This window comes from Aeromonas sp. QDB39 (genome assembly GCF_027707585.1).
Classification (GTDB): domain Bacteria; phylum Pseudomonadota; class Gammaproteobacteria; order Enterobacterales; family Aeromonadaceae; genus Aeromonas; species Aeromonas hydrophila.
This window is the reverse complement of sequence record NZ_JAPCIV010000045.1, coordinates 13,303-33,453: the sequence shown is the minus strand read 5'-3', so window position 1 is coordinate 33,453 and position 20,151 is coordinate 13,303. Positions and strand designations below refer to the sequence as shown.

The 20,151-nt window shown below is 63.8% G+C and carries 16 protein-coding genes; 9 read left to right on the top strand and 7 right to left on the bottom strand.

Annotated elements, in window-relative coordinates; translation table 11 throughout:
• Positions 1-144: 144 nt before the first annotated feature.
• Positions 145-615, top strand: a complete 471-nt coding sequence (locus tag PG899_RS20765) for a hypothetical protein (RefSeq protein ID WP_270697611.1) — start codon at positions 145-147, stop codon at positions 613-615.
• A gap of 59 nt (positions 616-674) precedes the next feature.
• Here PG899_RS20765 and recD read toward each other — a convergent pair whose 3' ends face one another.
• From recD to PG899_RS20735, 6 genes are all read right to left on the bottom strand, one after another.
• Positions 675-2,714: an exodeoxyribonuclease V subunit alpha gene (recD, locus tag PG899_RS20760; RefSeq protein ID WP_077096478.1), complete on the bottom strand. Its 2,040-nt coding sequence runs from the start codon at positions 2,712-2,714 to the stop codon at positions 675-677.
• Positions 2,711-6,328 (bottom strand): exodeoxyribonuclease V subunit beta, encoded by a 3,618-nt coding sequence (gene recB, locus PG899_RS20755; protein ID WP_077096477.1) that lies wholly within the window; start codon positions 6,326-6,328, stop codon positions 2,711-2,713. The genes recD and recB overlap by 4 nt, the downstream gene beginning before the upstream one ends.
• A complete protein-coding gene (gene recC / locus PG899_RS20750) occupies positions 6,328-9,678 on the bottom strand; it encodes an exodeoxyribonuclease V subunit gamma (protein WP_077096476.1) in 3,351 nt (1,116 codons plus the stop codon). The genes recB and recC overlap by 1 nt, the downstream gene beginning before the upstream one ends.
• 227 nt (positions 9,679-9,905) lie before the next feature.
• Positions 9,906-10,298 (bottom strand): DoxX family protein, encoded by a 393-nt coding sequence (locus PG899_RS20745; protein ID WP_016352231.1) that lies wholly within the window; start codon positions 10,296-10,298, stop codon positions 9,906-9,908.
• A gap of 40 nt (positions 10,299-10,338) precedes the next feature.
• Positions 10,339-11,025 carry a pirin family protein gene (locus PG899_RS20740; RefSeq protein WP_042006079.1) on the bottom strand — a complete coding sequence of 229 codons (687 nt, stop codon included), beginning with the start codon at positions 11,023-11,025 and terminating at the stop codon, positions 10,339-10,341.
• Between the two features lie 30 nt (positions 11,026-11,055).
• The gene (locus tag PG899_RS20735; RefSeq protein ID WP_011707661.1) at positions 11,056-11,388 is read right to left on the bottom strand and encodes a hypothetical protein; all 333 of its coding nucleotides are present in this window, start codon (positions 11,386-11,388) and stop codon (positions 11,056-11,058) included.
• 257 nt (positions 11,389-11,645) lie between these two features.
• Between PG899_RS20735 and PG899_RS20730 the strand changes: the two genes are divergently transcribed.
• Positions 11,646-12,560 (top strand): LysR family transcriptional regulator, encoded by a 915-nt coding sequence (locus tag PG899_RS20730; RefSeq protein ID WP_077096475.1) that lies wholly within the window; start codon positions 11,646-11,648, stop codon positions 12,558-12,560.
• A 450-nt stretch (positions 12,561-13,010) separates the two neighbouring features.
• Positions 13,011-13,775: a helix-turn-helix domain-containing protein gene (locus PG899_RS20725; protein WP_011707663.1), complete on the top strand. Its 765-nt coding sequence runs from the start codon at positions 13,011-13,013 to the stop codon at positions 13,773-13,775.
• Positions 13,776-13,845: 70 nt separating this feature from the next.
• Here the strand turns inward: PG899_RS20725 and PG899_RS20720 are convergent, their stop codons facing one another.
• Positions 13,846-14,652 carry a UTRA domain-containing protein gene (locus PG899_RS20720; protein WP_077096474.1) on the bottom strand — a complete coding sequence of 269 codons (807 nt, stop codon included), beginning with the start codon at positions 14,650-14,652 and terminating at the stop codon, positions 13,846-13,848.
• A gap of 227 nt (positions 14,653-14,879) precedes the next feature.
• Between PG899_RS20720 and PG899_RS20715 the strand changes: the two genes are divergently transcribed.
• The 6 genes from PG899_RS20715 to PG899_RS20690 are packed head-to-tail and all read left to right on the top strand — an operon-like array spanning position 14,880 to position 20,151.
• On the top strand, positions 14,880-15,926 hold the full coding sequence (locus tag PG899_RS20715) for an ABC transporter substrate-binding protein (protein ID WP_017410788.1): 1,047 nt from the start codon (positions 14,880-14,882) through the stop codon (positions 15,924-15,926).
• Between the two features lie 10 nt (positions 15,927-15,936).
• Positions 15,937-16,770, top strand: coding sequence for an alkaline phosphatase family protein (locus PG899_RS20710; protein WP_077096473.1), 834 nt, complete (start codon positions 15,937-15,939; stop codon positions 16,768-16,770).
• On the top strand, positions 16,770-17,669 hold the full coding sequence (locus PG899_RS20705) for an ABC transporter permease (protein ID WP_017410786.1): 900 nt from the start codon (positions 16,770-16,772) through the stop codon (positions 17,667-17,669). The genes PG899_RS20710 and PG899_RS20705 overlap by 1 nt, the downstream gene beginning before the upstream one ends.
• The gene (locus PG899_RS20700; RefSeq protein WP_049048073.1) at positions 17,662-18,438 is read left to right on the top strand and encodes an ABC transporter permease; all 777 of its coding nucleotides are present in this window, start codon (positions 17,662-17,664) and stop codon (positions 18,436-18,438) included. The genes PG899_RS20705 and PG899_RS20700 overlap by 8 nt, the downstream gene beginning before the upstream one ends.
• A gap of 6 nt (positions 18,439-18,444) precedes the next feature.
• On the top strand, positions 18,445-19,452 hold the full coding sequence (locus tag PG899_RS20695) for an ABC transporter ATP-binding protein (RefSeq protein WP_077096472.1): 1,008 nt from the start codon (positions 18,445-18,447) through the stop codon (positions 19,450-19,452).
• Between the two features lie 39 nt (positions 19,453-19,491).
• Positions 19,492-20,151, top strand: coding sequence for an HAD family hydrolase (locus PG899_RS20690; protein WP_029302555.1), 660 nt, complete (start codon positions 19,492-19,494; stop codon positions 20,149-20,151).

Below are 20,151 nucleotides of genomic sequence, written 5' to 3'. Positions count from 1 at the left end.
TAGCGACTAATCAGATCGCACAAACTGGACTGAGTTCCCTTCCTCCGGTGATCTACTATTCGGAACAGCTATTTAGATTTTGACAAGAAAATAAAAGAAATAGTCACTTCCATTTCAGGGGAATACTATCGCTACTGTGACGATATGCTTTTTATCGTCGATAGCAATAAAACTAGCGACTTAATCTCTCAGGTAACACACAATATTACCGAACTAAAAATAGAAATAAATGATAAGAAGACAGAAATTAGAACTTTCCATACACACCGTGGAGTTCAAAAATGCGACAAGCCACTACAGTATTTAGGATTTATTTTTGATGGCGAAAGAAAGTTAATTAGATCAGCCGCCCTAGCAAGGTTTTCGGGCAGAATGAAAGCTGGGGTAAGGTTAGCGAAAAAAACGCATCAAAAAGCCAACCTTATAGAAGAAAAAGAAGGTCTGGCTAAAACACCACTATTTAAAAAGAAAATTTATGAGCGTTACTCCCATTTGAGCAAGAGAAATTTCATCACTTATGGCCATAGGGCGGCAAATATAATGGGGTCTCATGCGATCAGAAAGCAATTAAAACCTCTTTGGGGACGGCTTATTAAAGAGATAAATGAGAAATGATTTATCATTCCTAAAAAAATCATGCTTTGACGGCGGTAAATTCCTTCACCGCCATCCAATCACTCCCCCAACCTCTCCGCCAATCCGGAATAACGCTCGGTCTTTTTCCGTACTGCCTGGGCCAGCAGGGCGCGATCGCCGTAGAGATCGAGGCGGGCCTTGGCGCGGGTGATGCCGGTATAGACCAGCTCGCGGGTCAGCAGCGGGCTGGGGCTGTCGGGCAGCACCAGCACGGTATGGGCAAACTCCGAGCCCTGGGATTTGTGGATGGTCATGGCATAGACGGTCTCGTGGGGCGGCAAGCGGCTGGGCAACAGAGCCCGCAGGGTGCCGTCCGGCTGCTCAAACCAGACCTTCAACCGGCCAGTTTCGTCGGGCAGGCAGAGCCCCATATCGCCGTTGTAGAGGCCGACCCCGTGGTCGTTGCGCACCACCATCACAGGGCGACCGGCATACCAGTCGCCATCACGGGCAATCAGGCCAGCCCGTGACAGGGCCAATTCGAGCCGTTCATTAAGCCCCAGCACCCCGAATGGGCCATCGCGCAGGGCGCAGAGGATCTGGAAGCTGTTGAATGCCTTGAATACGGCGGCGGGCGCTTCCCCCGCGCGGGCCGCCTTCAGATAGCTGCCGTAACCGGCCACCCCCTGGGCAATCAGGGCCTCGTAGGCCTCCCCGGCCCAGGGATGCAGGCTGATATCGACAAAGCCCATGCCCCAGACAGCTTCCACCGCCGTGGCATCGCCGCTGTTGCAGGCGCGCGCCAGCTGGCCGATGCCCGAATGCTGATCAAAGCGCCAGCTCTTGGCCAGCAAACAGAGGCTGTCACGCACGGTCGCCCCTGCGGGCGTGCCTTGCAGGCGGTAGCCGGTCTGGCGGGAGAGCCAGTCCGCCTGCGCGGGGCTGATGCCCTGTTCGATAAAGCTGCAGATATCGCCGAGCACGGCCCCCGCCTCCACCGAGGCGAGCTGATCCTTGTCGCCGAGCAGGATCAGGCGGGCGTGGCTCGGCAGTGCATCGAGCAGCCGCGCCATCATCGGCAGGTCGACCATGGAGGCCTCATCCACCACCAGCAAGTCGAGGTGCAGCGGGTTGCCAGCGTGGTGGCGGAACTGGCTGCGCCCCGGGATCACCCCGAGCAACCGGTGCAAGGTGCCCGCTTCGGTGGGGATCGCCTCGACCCACTCAGGGGGCAGATCCAGGGCCTGCAGGGCAGAGCCGATACTCTCGGTCAGGCGCGCCGCCGCCTTGCCGGTGGGGGCCACCAGCCGGATCGCCGGTGCCTTGCCCGCCTGCAGCCCGGTCTCCACCAGAATGGCGAGCAGTTTGGCCACAGTCGTGGTCTTGCCGGTGCCGGGACCGCCGGAGATCACCGCAAAGGGGCGCGCCGCCGCGGTGGCCGCCGCCAGCTTCTGGCCATTGCAGCAGAGCGCCTCGGGCACCAGCGCATCCAGCTTGCTCAAGTCGCTCGCCGCCTGGGCGCTGGCCAGCAGCCCTTCGATAGCGGGCCAGTCCACCTCGTTCGGGAACACCAGATCCAGATACTTCAGGGTAAAGTGGCGGGCCGAGAAGTCGGGGGCGAGGCGGGCCTTGAGCAGCGCCGCGAACACCAACCCATAGTCGCGGGCAAACAGCCGCGACAGGGCCGGGGCTATCTCCGGCCATTCGGCGCGCTCGCTCAGGGCACGCAGATGGCGGGCCACCCCTTGCTCATGATCGTGGTAGCGGGTGAGATAGAGCCGTCCGCGCCACAGCCGCAGCGGCCAGCGTGGGGCGAGCCCCTCATCCTGCTCGGTGCCAACCAGCGGACTCTCTGCAAACAGGGCGGGCCAGCGGGCAGGATCCGCCAGATCGGCCAGCAGATCCCGGCTCTGATCCGGATCCAGCCCGAACGGGCGCAAAGATCCGGCTGTCAGCATCTCAAGCGGCAGACAAACGTGGCCGCGCCCCAGCTCGAAGCAGGCGAGCGTCGCCCCCAGCACCAGCTCGGGGCTGCCGCCCAGATCGGCCACCAGTTTGGCAAATTGCAGATCCAGCTGGCGAATGCGCCCCGCCAGCGCCAGGGCCTTGAGCCGTTCAATCATCATGGTGCCGTTCATGCTTCTACCCCGTTATCCGATACCCCGGCGAGGGCGGGCGCCGCCCCCTCGCCAAACAGCCGATCCAGACCCAGCACCAGCTCACGGCTGGGGCGGGTATGGAAAATTCCCCCCTGCGGCATGCCGCGCAGGAACAGATAGAAGACCCCGCCAAAGTGCTGCTCGAAGTCGTAGCCCGGCAGGCGCAGGGCCAGCAGCCGGTGCAGCGCCAGCGAGTAGAGCTGGTATTGCAGGTCGTAGCGGTGCTCGGCCATCGCCTGCTCCAGCGCCGGACGGCTGTAATCGGCCGGGCTCATGCCGAGGTGGTTGGATTTGTAGTCGAGCAGATACCAGCGTCCCTGCCACTCGAACACCAGGTCGATAAAGCCCTTGAGCATCCCCTGCACGGTGGCAAAGCTGAGCGGCTTGTTGCCCCGTGACAGCGGGTCGTGCTGCTGGCAGAGCGCGGTCAGCGCCGGCGCCGTCACCCGCCCCATGGGCAGGAAGAACTCCAGCTCCACCTGCTTGCGCTCGGGGGCCAGATCCCGCAGCCGCACCGGCTCGCCAAAGCCCGTTTCCAGCGGAGTATCGAGCACCGCCTCCACCTGCTGTTGCAGCACGGGCGCCCAGCTCTCGTCGAAGCCATCCTGCGTCAGCAAGGTGGCGATGTGCTCCGCCAGCGGCTCGCCGCCGGCGCTTTGAAAGTCGATGGTTTCGAACAGGCTGTGCAGCAGGGTGCCGGGGCGCGCCCCCTTCGGGAAGGTAAAGATGGAAGGCTGGGGCGCCTCTTCCTGTTGTGCTGTAGACAGGTCGGCAGCCAATGCAGCCGCCTCGGTGACGACCTCGTCATCGAAGCCGGGATTGGCCAGCACCCCCTTGCTGTGGCCGTGGCCCTGCGCCGCCAGCCCGGAGTAGGAGCTGATCCACCAGTCCCGCTCAAGGGTGCCGGTAAAGTGGCGCACCTGTGGCTCGCCCAGTTGCTCCTCCTCCGCCGCCATGGGGGCCGGGCGGGTGAGCGAGGGCTCACCGACGGCCACCCCGGGCAGCGCCTGCGCCAGCTCGGTCAGAGCGGTGGCCAGGGTGGCGGCATCCCCCTCCTCGCCCTTTTGCAGCAGGTAACCGATGGCGGTCTGGTGCAGGTCGGTCTGCTCCGACTTGCCATTGCCGGAGCGCACCGGCGCCAGCCCCAGCCAGGTGGCGTAGACGCCCCGGGTCAGCGCCACGTAGAGCAGCCGCAAATCTTCGGCAAGCCGCTCGCGGTCGGCCTCCGCCAGGGACGCCTCGGCACCGGTGAGATCGAGCACGGTGCGATTGCCTGCGCCGTCCGCTTCGTGGAACAGCGGGGTATCGGCAGCGCGGTGGCTGCAGATGAAGGGCAGGAACACCAGCGGATACTCCAGCCCCTTGGATTTGTGGATGGTGACGATCTGCACCAGCTTGCGCTCGGATTCGAGGCGCAGTACCTGCTCTGCATCCTGGCCGTCGGGGCGGCTCGCCGCCTCCCCCAGCCAGCGCAGCAGGGCATATTCGCCGTCCAGCTCACAGCTCACCTGTTGCAGCAGCTCGCCGAGGTGGAGGAAGTTGGTCAGCCGCCGCTCGCCGTTCGGGCTCGCCAGCAGGGACGAGGCGAGATTGCGCCGGTGCAGCAGGGCGCGCAGCATGGCCAGCACGCCGCGCTTGTGCCAGATCTTGCGGTACTCCATAAACTCCTGCACCGCGCTCTCCCACGCCCGCTCGTCACTAGCGAGCTCGTCGAGCGCCTTGGCATCCAGATCGAACAGCCCGGTGGCGAGCGCCGCCCTAAGGCTGCGCTCCTCCCCCGGGTTCTGGCAGGCGTGCAGAATGAGCAAAATCTCCCGCGCCTCCACCTGCGCCAGCACGCTCTCGCGATTCGACAGGTAGACGGAGGCGATGGCGAGCCGTGCCAGCTCCTGCTGCACCAGCTTGCCCTCGGCGCCGGTGCGCACCAGCACGGCGATATCCCCCGCTTTCACCGGCTGGTCGCCGATCTGTGCCTTGCCTTCGCGGGCCAGGGTCAGCAGGCGGTGGATCTCCACCGCCGTGGCGCGGGCCATCCGGCTCTGGTAATCCCCCTTGTTGAAGGTGGGCTGGCCGCTCAGCTGCCAGCAGTGGAGCACGGGGGCGGCTTCGCCATCCAGCTGCAGCGCCTTGCTCTTGCCCTGCGCCTCCACCGGCAGGAAGGGGATATCCGCCTCGTAGATAAAGGGATCTTTCGCCCGCTCGAACAGGCCGTTGACCGCCGCCACCAGCGCGCGGCTGGAGCGCCAGTTGCGCCCGAGGGTGTAGTGGGCGCTCACATTTCGCCGCGCCTGAATGTAGGTAAAGATGTCGGCGCCGCGAAAGCCGTAGATGGCCTGCTTGGGGTCACCGATCATCAACAGCGCCGTGTCGGTGTGGCCGCCGTAAAGCCGGTGGAAGATGCGGTACTGCTGGGGGTCGGTATCCTGAAATTCATCGATCATCGCCACCCGGTAGGTGGTGCGAATACGCTCGCACAGCCGTTCGCCAAGGCCGGAGCCGAGCGCACCGTCGAGGTCTTTGAGCAGGTCATCGAACGAGAGCTGATGGGCCTGCCGCTTGCTGGCCTGCATCCGGCTGCGCACCACCACCGCCGCCCGTTGCAGGATAAGGTCTCGAATGCCGGGGCGGCTCGCCAGCAGTTCATCTATCTGGCTGAACAGCGGCAGGGTCGGCACCGCCCCCCCCTTCTTGAGGTTCTCCTCCAGCACCGTCTGGCCGAAGCGCTCCAGCTCCTTGGGAATGGCGTAGCCGCTGTGCTCGTCTTGCGCCCAGTCGGCTATCTTGGCGAGCCACCCTTCGTAGTTCTTGCCGGTGTAGCGGCTTACTTGCCCATCCGTCTGGCGGCGGATCTCGTCTGTCTGCGCCAGCCATTCGCGTTTCACCGCCTCAATGCGGGCCATGGCCGCCTGATGGCGGGCGGCGAGGGTCTCGCCCCCCGCCGGCGGGCGTATCTCCAGCTCGCTGTTGTCGAGCCAGCTGCCCATCTCCCGCAGCAGGGCGGCGGGGCTCGGCCAGAGCGCGCGTACCGCGCTGGCGAGGGGCTTGTCCACCGGATAGAACTCGGATCGCCAGTAGTCGCTCACCGCCTGCAGCCTGAGCTGGCTGTCGTCGGTGAGAAATTCGGTTTCAAAGAGGGCGCCCGACTCGAAGGCGTTCTGTTTCAGCATCCGCTGGCAGAAGCCGTGGATGGTGAAGACCGCGGCCTCGTCCATCTGCCGTTCGGCGGCCAGCAGGCGGCGGGCTGCCAGTTCGTGATCCTCCACCTCAGCCAGCAGCTGGCTCAGCAGGGCGTCCTTGCTCTCACCGCGCATGAAGGCGAGGCGCGCCTCATGGATGCGACCGCGGATCCGCCCGCGCAGCTCGGCGGTAGCCGCCTCGGTAAAGGTCACCACCAGGATCTCGGTCACCGAAAGCGGCCGCTCGTGGGCGCTGGGCTGACCGGCGCCTTCCCCTTCTTCGATGAGCGGGCCGTGGCCCAGCAGCAGGCGCAGGTAGAGACCGGCAATGGTGTAGGTCTTGCCGGTGCCGGCAGAGGCCTCGATCAGCCGCTCGCCATAGAGGGGAAAACGCAGGGTATTGAGCGGGTTGGCCATTATTGCAACTCCTCCAGGCTCTTGAGCAGCGGGGTCAGGTGTTCACGGGCCAGCGCCTGCAGCTGGGCCAGCACGGCCTCGTCGAGTTCCGGGAAGCAGCGGGCGACATAGGCGTCTTCCCCCTCCCCCTTGGCCATGTAGCCACCGTTGAAGCGGGTGAGGGCAGCCTTGTCGGCCGCCTCCGGTTTCTCCGGATCCTTCTCGATCGCCTTGAGCCAGTCCCAGGCGGTGCTCGGGAAGAAGGGCAGCGGCCGCTTCATCCCCTGCATCCACAGCGCCACCAGCGCCGCCAGCTTGGGCCGCGCCTCGTCAGCCGGGAGCCTGGCCAGCCGCAGACTCTGCTTGGCGTCGAACAGCAGGGTATCGCCGGGGGCGTCGCTCAGGGCGAGGCAGAGGTGCTGGATCCAGCCCAGCAGCAGATCCTTGCCGTTGAAGCTGCCGGGCTTGACCACCAGCAAGCGTCCCTTCTGGGTGTCGACCCACCCTTGCAGCTGACCCTGAGCCAGCGCGATATCGACCTCCACCGCCTGTTTCTCTGCCTCATTGGCCGCCACCCAGGGCCGCAGCCGATCCGCCAGCTTGCCCATCTGCTCGTCCAGATCCTCCAGCAGCAGGCTGCCGAACCACCCTTGCGGCAGCAGGCCGGTGAGCTGCAGCCGCTCGCGCCGCATGGCACTGTCCCCCTGTGCCAGGTGAGCAGCGAGCAGCAGGTCTTTCAGCTGGTAATGTTGCAGGCCGTCCAGCTCGAACGGCTCGCTCTCCTCGATGTTGGCCTCATTAAGCTCAAACCACACCTTGAGACGGCGGTTGAGGAAGTAGCGGGCTGGCTGGCGATAGAAACGCAGCAGCTCCGCCAGCTCCAGCCCCTGCTCCTTGCCCCATTCCGGTGGTAAAGGCAGCTCACCGCTCTGGAAGTTGGCCGCCTCGCGCTGCGGATGGAGGGCCGGCAGCCAGTCGGCTGCATAGGTAAACAGGCCGGAGCCTGCGGCCGGATAGAAGTATGCGTGGCTGTAGGGAGTGAGCGGATGCTGGGTGATCAGGTGCGCCAGCAGTCGCTTGCCGGAGATCTCGTCATCGAGCTTCTCATCCCCCGCCAGCACGAAGCCCTGCCGCACATAGTCGATGAGTTCGGCCAGCAGCACAGAGGGTACCTTGTCGCTGTTGTCCTGGGCGCTGAAACCCTGATAGCTGATGTAGAGCCCCTGCTGGGCGCTGAGCAGCGCCTCGAGGAACAGGTAGCGGTCGTCATCGCGACGGGAGCGATCCCCCCGCCGACCCGCCACCGCCATCAGGTCAAACCCCATGGGTGGCAGGGTGCGCGGGTAGACGCCGTCGTTCATGCCGAGCAGGCAGACCTGCTTGAAGGGGATGGAGCGCATCGGCATCAGGGTGCAGAAGTTGACCTGACCGGCGAGGAAGCGCTGGCTGGAGCGGGACTCCCCCAGCACGCTGCCGAGGTAATCCTGCAACAGGTCGGCACTGATGGGCTGCTCGAAGCGGGCTTCGCCAAGCTGGGCGAGCCAGTCGGCCAGCTGGCTGCGGATCAGTTGCAGCTGGCGCTCTTCATCCTCGTCGGCCAGATAGAAGCGCTCCAGCAGCGCATTGAGGCAGGCAACCCACTCCCCCAGCGGCTGCGCCTGTTGCAGGCGGGGCAAGAATTCGGCCAGCGAGTCGACGAACCAGACGAGCTTGCCAAGCGCCAGTCCCTGCTGACCCTCGATGTCCGCGTAGGGCAAGATGCCCGCCACCGGCTCGCCGTCGCCCATGGCAAAGCCGAGCAGCATGCGACGCAGGCCGAACAGCCAGCTGTTGCCAGAGAGGCGCGGCAGATCGAAGCGCTCGGGGTAGCCATCATCCAGCCCCCAGCGGATGCCGGTCTCCTGCACCCAGACCCGCAGCTGGTTGAATTCCTCGTCATCCAGCTCGAAGCGGCGCAGCACGGCGGGCACCTCGAGAATGGCGAGCAGCTCCCCTGCCCCGAAGCGGGCGTTGGGCAGCCTGAGCAGGGCGAGGAAGCTCTGCAGCAACGGGCTCTCCTGACTGGCCGCCCGATCCGATACCGCGAAGGGGATCTGGCCGCGCGCGCCAAACACCGCCTGAATGTAGGGGCCGTAGCTGTTCACGTCCGGCATCATCACCACCACGTCTTTCGGGGTGAGGGAAGAGTCCTGCTCGAACAGTGCCAGCAGCCGGTCGTGCAACACCTCGAGTTCGCGCATCGGGCCATGGCAGGCGTGGATCTGCAGGGATCCATCCGCCGGATCGAGCGGGCTCTTGTGGTGGCTGGCGTCGAGATCGAACTGGCCTGCGCCCCGTTCGGCCAGCTCCAGCACATCCTTCTGGATGGCGTGCAGCAACCTGATATTGCCCTTGCCATCCAGCTCGTCGATATCGACGAAGGCCTCGATTTGCGGCACCTCCAATTCCATCAGCTGGTGCAGGTAGTCGCGCCCCAGCTTGCCCATGGAGGCGAGCAGCGGGTTGGCGGGGCCCTGCAGGGTCTCGATATCGGTGCCGGGCTTGAGCTTGTTCTCCAACCGCGCCAGGGTTTTCCTGTCCAGCAGGTCGCCCCAGTAGTAGCGGCAGGGGTTGGTGACGAACAGGTGCACCTCCACCTCCGGCCGGCTGCCGAGGGCCAGCAGCGCCTCCACATAGCGCGGCGGCAGCGCCGAGATGCCGAACACGAAGACCCGCTGCGGCAGCTTGCCCGGCAGCGTGGCGGTACGCTGCAGCTCGTGAATAAACTCCTCGTAGAGGTTGGCGCGGTGGTAGCCGCTTGGGCTCAGCGCCAGGGTGCGGGCCACCAGCTCGCGCCACAGCTCCGGCTGCCAATCCTGACCGCTCACTCCTGCCAGCTCCTGGCTCAACCCTTCCCCCTGTTCCCAGCGGGCGATCCAGTCCGGCCGGTAGACCAGATACTGGTCGAACAGATCCGCCACCTTCTGGCAGAGCTGCCACAGCCGCACCTGCTCGGGATCCTTGGCAGGATCCGCGTCATCCCCGCCCAGATAGGCGGCCAGCGGCGCAAAGGCCGGGCGATCGAGCAGGGCGGGCAGAATGGTCATCAGCTGCCAGCTCATGGCGCCCTTGTTGTAGGGGCTCTGGCGCGGCACATCCGCCAGCACCTGGGTGAACATCTCCCAGATAAAGCTGGCGGGCAGCGGAAAGTCGATATTGGCGGCAATGCCGAAGGCTTTGGCCAGCTCCAGCTTGAGCCACTGGGCCATGCCCGGGCTCTGCACCAGAATTTGCTCGCGCTCGAAGGGGTGAGAGAGAGGGGCCTGCCGGATGCGGCTCACCAGCAGCTCTTTGAGCAGATCCAGCTGATTGGAGTGGTAGAGGGTAAACATGGGCAATTCCCGCCAGAGCAAAAGAGGGGTCAGCGCGGGAAAACCTCAAGGATCCCCGTCACTTCACAGGTATCGGGATTGTCGGGGATCGGGGGGGAAGATGCAAAAGGCGCTTGTTGTCGCCGATCACGTCGCCGTCATCTGCCGCAGGCAAATGTGACAGGCATAAAAAAGCCGGTGCGATTGCACCGGCCAAAAGGCGTTGGAAAACTCTCGCTATCCGGGTATTACCAGTTCTTGCCGAAGCGGGCATCCAGGCTGAAGGCCCCTGCACCGGCTGCCGCCAAGGCCAGGAAACCACCGGCCACGGAGACGTTCTTCATGAACATCAGCATCTGCATCTGGTCGGCAGGCTGATAGTGGAAAATAAAGGCGGCCATCAGGGTGAAACCGGCCATCAGCACGGAGAGGCTGCGGGTAAACAGGCCCAGCATGATGGCGAGGCCACCGCCCAGCTCCAGCAGGATCACCAGCGGCAGGATAAAACCGGGCACGCCCATGGCTTCCATATACCCCTGGGTACCGGCGTAACCGCCGATCTTGCCCCAGCCTGCAATCACAAACATCAGAGCCAGCAGAACGCGACCCACCAGCAGTGCCAAATCTTTCATCTTGTCCATTTCAATATCCTCGTTTTGCGTCACATCACCGCTGACTGCTTCAGGGTAGGTCAAATAACAGGGCTTGGCTGGCACTCGCGGCCACCAGATCCCATTTGGGCTCATCACGACTGAGAACCCCGTCGCCGGGTCGGGCAGCCAGACCGTTGGCGGCAAGCTCCCCTGAAATCATCTGCAGGTAGCCGTGTCGGCCGGCCAGTTCCCAGGTGAGGCTCTCACCCGGTTCAAGCTGCAGCCGCCAGACGCGGGCCTGCTGGCGGATCCTGAAGGATCCTGCTTCGCCGTCCGGTGACGCCACCAGCGTCATGCCCGGATTGGCTTCAATCTTCTTCTGCTGATAACCGGGTGTCGTACCGTGTTCGTTCGGCTCGATCCAGATTTGCAGCAGGGAGAGCGGCTCGGTCTGCGAGGGGTTGTACTCGCTGTGCCGGATGCCGGACCCCGCACTCATCAACTGGAAATCCCCCGCCGGGATCTGCTCGGCATGGCCGAGGCTGTCCTTGTGCTCTATGGTGCCTTGCAGCACGCAGGTCAGGATTTCCATATTGGCGTGAGGGTGGGTCGCGAAACCGCCACCCGGCGCCACCAGATCCTGATTGATGACCCGCAGCACTGAATGCCCCATCCAGTCCGGGTCGTAGTAGTGCCCGAAGGAAAAGCTGTGGCGCGCATCCAGCCAGCCGAAGTTGGCCTTGCCGCGCGCTTCTGCGGCTCTCAATTTCATCATGGTGTGCTCCTCACGTACCGATACGGTTGATTAACGCTGCTTGCCGCTACCGATGCCGAACGGAATGCGGTAGTCGCTGCTCTGCTCACCCAGGCTCACGGTCAGGTTGCCCTGGGTGCGGCTCGGGATCTGTACCTGCTGGCTGCCCATCAGGTTGGCATGGACGGAGGCAACCAGGTCGCCAGACTCGTCACGCACTTCCAGCATGGGGTTGCCCTTGCCTTCCACCGCGGCGGTGGCGTGCCAGTTCACAAACAGCACGCCAGGGGCGGCGTTGAGGTCAGCCGGGACGGAAGCCTGAGCAAAACCTGCGGTCATCAGGCCTGCAACGGCCAGCATCTTGATTACGTTTTTCATGTTCATTCACTCTCTTGGTTTTATGTCATTGCCAAGGCCGCTGTGGCCAGAATCAATGCATCCATGCAAGAGGTCATTCAAATAGTGTGTTGTTCTTTCACCGAAGTCAGACTCCCTGATTGATGGAGTCACAGTCTGGAACTACCCGTTTATTTGGCTGCTTGGCGTTCCTGCCTAAGCGTTGATTGAATATTAAAGACACTTGGCCTAACTTGTTAGCGAGATAAACTGGCAAACATGTTCAAAAAAATTGAAGGCAATTTATGGCCAAGGAACTGAACAAGGAACGGGCGCTGACCCTGGAAGCCATCCGGGTGCTGGATGCCATCGACCGCCGCGGCAGCTTCGCGGCGGCAGCCGACGAACTGGGCAAGGTGCCCTCGGCGCTGAGCTACACGGTGCAGAAGCTGGAAGACGAACTGGACGCCATGCTGTTCGACCGCAGCGGCCACAGAACCAAGTTCACCCCGGCGGGCCGCATGCTGCTGGAGCGGGGCCGGGTTCTGCTGGAAGCGGCCGAGCACCTGGTGGGCGAGACCCGGGCGCTGGCCCGCGGCTGGGAGACCGACATCACCATCGCCATCGATGCCCTGGTGCCGCTGCAGGCGCTCTACCCGCTGGTGGAGCGGCTGGCCGAGCTGACCGATACCCGGCTCAGGTTTCGCGCCGAGGTGCTGGCGGGCAGCTGGGAGTGTCTGGAGGATGGCCGGGCCGACCTGCTCATCTCCTCCCTCAATCCCGACATCATGATGACCGGCATCAAGCACCAGCCGCTGCAGGAGGAGGTGATGCTCTACGTCGCCCACCCGGATCACCCCCTGCACCAGGAGCCGGAGCCCCTGGCGGACGATACCCTGCGCCGCTACCGGGCCATCGCGGTGGCCGACACGGCGCTGCGCAAGCCGGTGCTCACCTATCGCCTGCTCGACAAGCAGCCGCGGCTGACCGTCAGCACCATGGGCGAGAAGCGCGACGCCCTGCTGGCGGGGATCGGGGTCGGCACCATGCCGCTGAGCTGGATTGAAGAGGACATCAGGGCCGGACGGCTCAAGGTGATCAGCCCCGAGTATCGCCACCAGATCCAGGTCGTGCTGGCCTGGCGGCGCGACACCATGGGCAAGGCCAAGAGCTGGCTTATTCGGGAGATCCCCAAGCTGTTTCCCTGCAAGGGAGAGTAAGACGGGCGGTAACAGAAAGGGGGCGCAAGCAGCGACAGTGGACTGCCGGTGCCCCGCCGCTTGACGGCGGGCGCAAATTCGGAGAAAAGAAAAAAGCGGCCCTCTTGCGAGTTCCGCTCAATGCCAGGAAAGAATAAAAACCTTGCGGTTTAAAAAACCCTTAAATTGGAAGCAAACAATCGATTTCTCAACCAGGAAGGTCTTGAATCCGATTCGTGTTGAATTATGCGCGATGTTTTATGCGCCACCAGCAAAATGTTGAATGGTTGAAGGATATGCACCGCAGAGTATCACTATCTGCAACCTTCCACTCAGACTGGTCTGGCCATTTCCATCGATTACGCCGGGTTTGTTTCCTCTGGTTTTTTTAAGTGTCAGTATCTGAGCCCATAACGACAAAAGAACTCAGTTTCTGACACAACATAAAGATGCAGATAAAGGAATAGTTGCATGACCTACAGCCAGACCCTGGCCAACAATATTCTCGACACCCTGAAGAAGACCCTGACCGACAAGGGGATCCGCTATCAGACCCTGGCAGAAGCCATGGGCGTCTCCATCGCCACCGTCAAGCGGATGATGAACAAGCCCTCCCTGCCGTTCGATACCCTGCTGGAGATCTGCCACCTGGTGGGGTTGTCGTTCGAGGAGCTGCTGGACCGCACCCAGGACGCCCAGAGCCGCCGCGCCGTCTTCACCCAGGAGCAGGACGAGGCATTCCACAAGGAGCCCGGTCTCTACGCCTTTCTCGCCAACATCTTCTGGCGCGACAAGACGTTAATCGATCTCAAGCGGGAGTACGGTCTGACCGATGCCTCCTGCTACCTCTATCTGCGCAAGCTGGAGAAGCTCGGCATCCTGCAGCTCGGCATCGACAACAGCTACCACTTCCTCATCAGCGAGCGGATCAGCTTCGAGCAGCACAGCCGTTTCGCCCGCCAGCAGGCGCGCCAGGCCATGTCCGTGCTGGGGGACTATCTGGTGGAGAACATGCACAAGTCCAACAACTACATGGCCCTGTGCCAGCTCCATCTGGACGAGAGCGAGGCGATGGCGCTGATCGAGCGGATGAAGGAGTACTGGCACCAGGAGCTCAAGCTCAACCGCCCCGCCATCGGCCAGCGCGAGGGCAGCAAGACCTACACCATGTCGCTGCAGCTGGCCGACTGCGGCTACCAGAGCTTCGACGATCTGATCCCCAATATCGACAACTGATCCCGGCGGATCCTGCGGGATCCGCCTCCCCTCCTTTCCACCCAGGCATGGCCCGCCAGAGCGCGCTGGATCACCCCTGATCCGCGAGCTGGATCTGCGCCGGCCTGTCGAATGCAGGCGGCTGCAATGCTCGCGTATCGAGACAGATTCGAATTGCATCCGGTCGCCAGTGTTCGATATCGCAATCCACCAGCGCCCCCCGCTCGTCATAGTTGACCCGCACCAGCCGCAGCACGGAGCTCCCCTCCGCCAGATTGAGGGCGCGGGCGATGGTCCCCCGCGCCGCCGAGGGGGTGATCTCGAGACTCGCCCCACCTTGGCCTATGCCATAGCGCTGCTGATAGAGCTCGGTGAGGGAGCTGGCCAGCGGCGCGCTGGCGATATCGGGAAAGCGGCTGGCCAGCAGATGGTGGCTGACGTGTAGTACAGGGCGACCATCGATGAGACGCAGGCGTCGGATCTCATAAAGCGGGGTAAAAGGATCCAGTCCCATCCAGCGGCACAGCTCACTGCTGGCCAGCTCGCTACCGTGGGCCAGCACCCGGGTTTCGGCAGTGCGCTGCTGCTCGCCGATCCACTGGTGAAAGTGGGTGTGGATGGCGGGATCGTAGGTAAGTCTTGGCGGCGCCACGAACCAGCCGCGTCGCTCGGCCCGGTAGATAAGGCCGTCTGCTTCGAGGCTCGAGAGCGCCTCCTTGATGGTGATGCGGGTGGTGGCGAAGCGCTCGCTCAGGGCCCGTTCGGCGGGCAACTGCTGCCCTGCCCCCAGCTGGCCGCTGCCGATATAGCGGCGCAGGGTCTGGCAAATCTGTTCACACTTGGAGGCGCGGCCATCGGCCGCGACCCGCTCGCTCAATCTCGGTTCAATCACGCTCATGTCCCTGTCGCTCATCCTGACTGCGGCGGCTGGCCTAGCCCTTGTTGGTTCGGCCCTTTCTGGAGTAGTCCAGCCTCACTTGGGTTCAGAGTTGTAACCGCTGTGGATGACAGTGCCATGACAGGGCGATTGTCATCAAACTGCCATCAAAGCGCCCCGCCACCGTCATATTTCCCCTCTAGCATCCCTCTCGAACCTTAACTGACCTAGTCCAGAGGGATGGGATGATGAAAAGCGTGATCGCAAGTGCACTGGCCCTGGTGGCCATCAGTCAGCCACTGTTTGCTGCCGAAAATATCGCGGATCTCGAGAAGGCTGCTCGCGGTGAAGGCCAGCTCAGCAGCATCGGCATGCCCGACAGCTGGGCCAACTGGAAGGATACCTGGCAGCAGCTCGGCAGCATCTACGGCATCAAGCATCAGGATACCGACATGAGCTCGGCGCAGGAGATCGCCAAGTTCGCCGCCGAGAAGGCCAATGCCACCGCCGACATCGGCGACGTGGGTGGCGCCTTCGGCCCGGTGGCGGTCAAGCAGGGGGTCACCCAGCCCTACAAACCCTCCACCTGGGCCGACATTCCCAACTGGGCCAAGGATGCCGACGGTCACTGGATGCTGGCCTATACCGGCACCATCGCCTTCCTGATCAACAAGGATCTGGTCAAGGCTGCCCCCACCAGCTGGCAGTCCCTGCTGGGTGGCGACTACAAGGTGACCCTGGGTGACGTGGGTGTAGCCTCCCAGGCCAACAACGGCGTACTGGCGGCGGCCTATGCCACCGGTGGCAGCGAGAAGAATCTCAAGCCCGCCTTGGAATTGTTCGGTCAGCTGGCCAAGCAGGGCCGTCTGTCGCTCAATGACCCGACCATCGCCAACATCGAGAAGGGCGAGGTGGAAGTGGGCGTGCTGTGGGACTTCAACGCGCTGAACTACCGCGACCAGATCGACCCCAAGAAGTTTGAAGTGGTGATCCCGAGCGACGGCTCCGTCATCGCCGGCTACACCACCATCATCAACAAGTGGGCCAAGAACCCCAACGCCGCCAAGCTGGCGCGGGAATACATCCTCTCCGACGCCGGCCAGATCAACCTGGCCCGCGGCTATGCCCGCCCCATCCGCAGCAACGTGACCCTGCCGGACGACGTCAAGGCCAAGCTGCTGCCCGCCGAGCAGTACGCCAATGCCAAGCCGGTACAGGATCACGCCGCCTGGGAGCAGAGCTCCAAGGCCCTGCCGCGCCAGTGGCAGGAAACCGTCATGATCAACATGCAATAAGGAGCGGCCAGTGCAACACAAGGTGATAGTGGTACTTGTGGATGGCCTCTCTGCCGAGGTAGCCCATTGCATGGGCTACCTCGCAGGCATGGTGGAGGCGGGCCAGGGGTTGCAGGCAACCCTGAGCTGCGCTCTGCCCTCCCTCTCCCGGCCCCTCTACGAGTGCATCCTGACCGGGGCGACGCCAGTGGAGAGCGGCATCACCCACAACGGGGTGAGCCGTCTCAGCCGGCAGGAGTCCATCTTCCATCTGGCCCGGGCAGGCGGTAAACGCACCGCGGCGGCGGCCTACCACTGGGTGAGCGAGCTCTACAACCAGAGCCCCTGGCAAGCGGCCCGCGATCGCTTCACCCATGACGAGCGGCTGCCCATCCAGCACGGCTGCTTCTACTGGGATGACGGCTACCCCGACAGCCATCTGCTGATGGACGGCGAGTGGCTGCGCAGCCAGTACGACCCCGATTTCCTGCTGATCCACCCGATGGGGGTGGATGATGCCGGCCACCAGTTTGGTCTCGACTCCCGCCAGTACCGCAATCAGGCGCGCCGGATGGACAGCCTGCTGGCCGACCTGCTGCCCCAGTGGCTGGCGGAGGGGTATCAGGTGGTGATCACCTCGGATCACGGCATGAACAACGACTTGAGCCACGGCGGCACCCTGGCCGAGGAGCGCCGGGTACCGCTCTGGCTGTTTGGCGATGCGTTTGTGGCCCAGTGGCCCGCCGGCACCGCCATGCAGCAGACCCAGCTCTGCGCCCTGATGGCAGACCTGCTGGGGGTGCCCCACGACAAGCCGAGCGGCCCGCCGCTGCTCAAGGCCGGCAACCTGCCGGAGGTACACTGATGATGCCCGCCACCACCGAGATCCTGGCGGATCAACCCGCCATCACCCGGCGCCGGCCGCGCCGCCACTGGCTGCCGGCCCTGGTGCTGCTGCCGTTTGTCCTCTTGATGATCCTGTTCCAGCTCGCCCCCATGGTGTGGGTGCTGGTGGGCAGTTTTCAGACCCCGGATGGCTGGGGCCTCGACTACTACCGGGAGATTTTGAGTTCCCCCTTCTACCTGCAATCGTTCGGCAACTCGCTGCGCATCGCCGGTATCGCCAGTCTGGCGGGGCTTGCCATCGGCACGCTCGGGGCGGCCGCACTGCGCCACAGCGGCGAGCGGGTCAAACGGGTGCTGCTGGCCTTCGTCACCATGACCGGCAACTTCAGCGGCGTGCCGCTGGCGTTCGCCTTCATCATCATTCTCGGCATCAACGGTGCGGTCACTCTGCTGCTGAAATCCTGGGGCCTCATCGACGGCTTCAACCTCTACTCGGGCAGCGGCCTCATCCTCATCTACACCTACTTCCAGATCCCGCTCGCGTTGCTGCTGCTCTACCCGGCGTTCGATGCGCTGCAGGATGAGTGGCCGCAGGCCGCCGCACTGCTCGGCGCGAGCAAGGGGCAGTATGTGTGGCACGTGGCGCTGCCGGTGCTGACGCCTGCCCTGCTCGGCACCCTGATCATCCTGTTTGCCAACGCGGTGGGGGCCTATGCCTCCGCCTATGCCCTCACCACCGGCAACTTCAATCTGGTGACCATCCGGGTGGCCAGTCTGGTCTCCGGCGACATCTTCCTCGAACCCAATATGGCGGCGGCGCTGGCGGTGATCCTGATGGTGCTGCTGGGGGTAGTGACGGCCGCCAACCAGTGGCTGCTGAAAAAAAGCTATGTGAACAAGGGGCAATCCCATGCATGATTTGACGCCGCGCTGGCCCAAGTGGGTGCTGGGTGGGCTGGTCGCCACCCTGCTGTTACCGCTGCTGGCTACCTTTCTCTACTCCATCTCCACCCGCTGGGGGGCGACCCTGCTGCCGGACGGCTTTACCCTCGACTGGTACCTCAAACTGTGGGGTGACCCGCGCTTCCTAGCGGCGTTTGGCCGCAGCCTCTTGGTCTGCTTTGCTACCCTGCTGCTGGGGACCCTGGTGCTGGTGCCCACCGTGCTGGTGGTGGCCTACTACTTCCCCAGGCTGGATCCCTGGATGAACCTGCTGATCCTGCTCCCCTTCGCGGTGCCACCGGTGGTCTCCTCGGTCGGGTTGCTGCAGATCTACGCCGACGGCGTTCTGCCCATCATCGGCACGCCGTGGATCCTGATCGGCACCTGGTTCACCGTGGTGCTCCCCTTCATGTACCGGGCGCTGGCCAACAGTTTGCAGGGGGTGCCGCTGAAAGATCTGATGGATGCCGCCCATCTGCTGGGGGCAAGCAGTCGGCGCGCCTTCCTGCTGGTGGTGATCCCCTGTCTGCGCAAGGGGCTGCTGGCGGCGCTGTTTCTATCGCTCTCCTTCCTGCTCGGCGAGTTCGTGTTTGCCAACATGCTGGTGGGCACCCGTTACGAAACCCTACAGGTCTACCTCTACAACATGCGTGCGACTTCGGGCCACTTCACCAGCGCACTGGTGATGAGCTACTTCCTGCTGACCCTGCTGCTCACCTGGGCAGCGAACAGATTTCATCGGTGAATCAACATGTTCCATCTAGAAGTGAATCAACTGCACAAATCCTATGGCGACACCAAGGTGTTCGAGGGGATTGAATTCGGCATCCGCAAGGGGGAGCTGGTGACCCTGCTCGGCCCCTCCGGCTGTGGCAAGTCCACCCTGCTGCGGGCGCTGGCCGGGCTCACCCCGGTGGATGGTGGTCAGGTGCGGGTGGCCGGTGAAGACATCACCTGGCAGGAGCCCCAGAAGCGGGGCATCGGCATGGTGTTCCAGAGCTATGCGCTCTTCCCCAACATGACGGTGCGGGACAACGTCGCCTTTGGCCTCAAGATGAAGCCCCAGCCGGGACGGGATCTCGCCGCCAGCGTGCAGGAGGCGCTGGAACTGGTGGAGCTGACCGGCTTCGAGCGTCGCTATCCGGCCGAGCTCTCCGGCGGCCAGCGCCAGCGGGTGGCGCTGGCCCGGGCTCTGGTGGTGCAGCCGCGGATCCTGCTGCTGGACGAGCCGCTCTCGGCGCTGGATGCCCGCATCCGCCGCAGCCTGCGCCAGCAGATCCGCGAGATCCAGCAGCGCCTTGAGCTCACCACCATCTTCGTCACCCACGATCAGGAGGAGGCGCTGACCATGTCGGACCGGATCTTCCTGATGAACAAGGGATCCATCGTCCAGAGCGGCACGCCGGAGCAGATCTATACCCGTCCCGCCAGCGAGTTCGTGGCGAGCTTTATCGGCAACTACAACCTGCTCGATGGCGAACAGGCCAGCACCCTGTTCGGCCCCCGTGTTCAGGGCAAGCTGGCGCTGCGACCGGAGTCCCTCTCCCTGCTGCCGGCCGGTGCCCGTAGCGATGAACCTCACCTGCCGGGGGTTATCAGCGGGCAGCAACTGCTCGGCAACGTCATCCGCTATCAGGTGAGCTGTGCGGCGGGCCTGCTGACGGTGGACTGCCTCAACCGCTGTGCCGGCGATCTGCTGGCCGTGGGCAGCGCCGTGACCCTGGTGGTGGCCCGGGATCAGCTCTGTGAGGTAGCATGACACCGCATTTCATTTCCATTTTTACTGCGAGGAGCGCCCATGGCACTGGCACTGTTTGATCTGGACGAGACCCTGATTGCCGGGGATTCCGCCAGCCTCTGGCTGGCGTACATGGTGGCCGAGGAGCTGGCTCCGGCCAGCATGATCGCCGAGGAGCAGGCGATGATGTCCCTCTACCATCAGGGCAAGATGGACATGCACCAGTACATGGCCTTCACCCTGCAACCGCTGGCAGGCAAGACGCGCCAGTGGCTCGACTCGCTCTGCACCCGCTTTGCCGAGCAGGTACTGCGCGATCGTATCTATCCGGAGGGGTTGGCACGCATCGAGTGGCACCGCCAGCGCGGTGACGAGCTGGTGCTCATCTCCGCCTCCGGCGAGCATCTGGTGGCCCCCATGGCGCAGATGCTGGGGATGGATCACTGCGTGGCCATCCTGCTCGACGAGGAGGCCGGCATGCTGACCGGCCAGACCCGCGGCACCCTCAGCTTTCGCGAGGGCAAGGTGGCCCGTATCAACCAGCTGTTTGCCGCCAGCGCCAACCCCTGGCGGGAGAGCCACGGCTACAGCGACTCCCACAACGACCTGCCGCTGCTGCAGGCGGTGACCCACCCCCACGCGGTCAACCCGGCGCCCGGTCTGCGTCAGATCGCCATCGAGCAGGCCTGGCCGACCCTCGACTGGCAGCTGGCCTCCTGA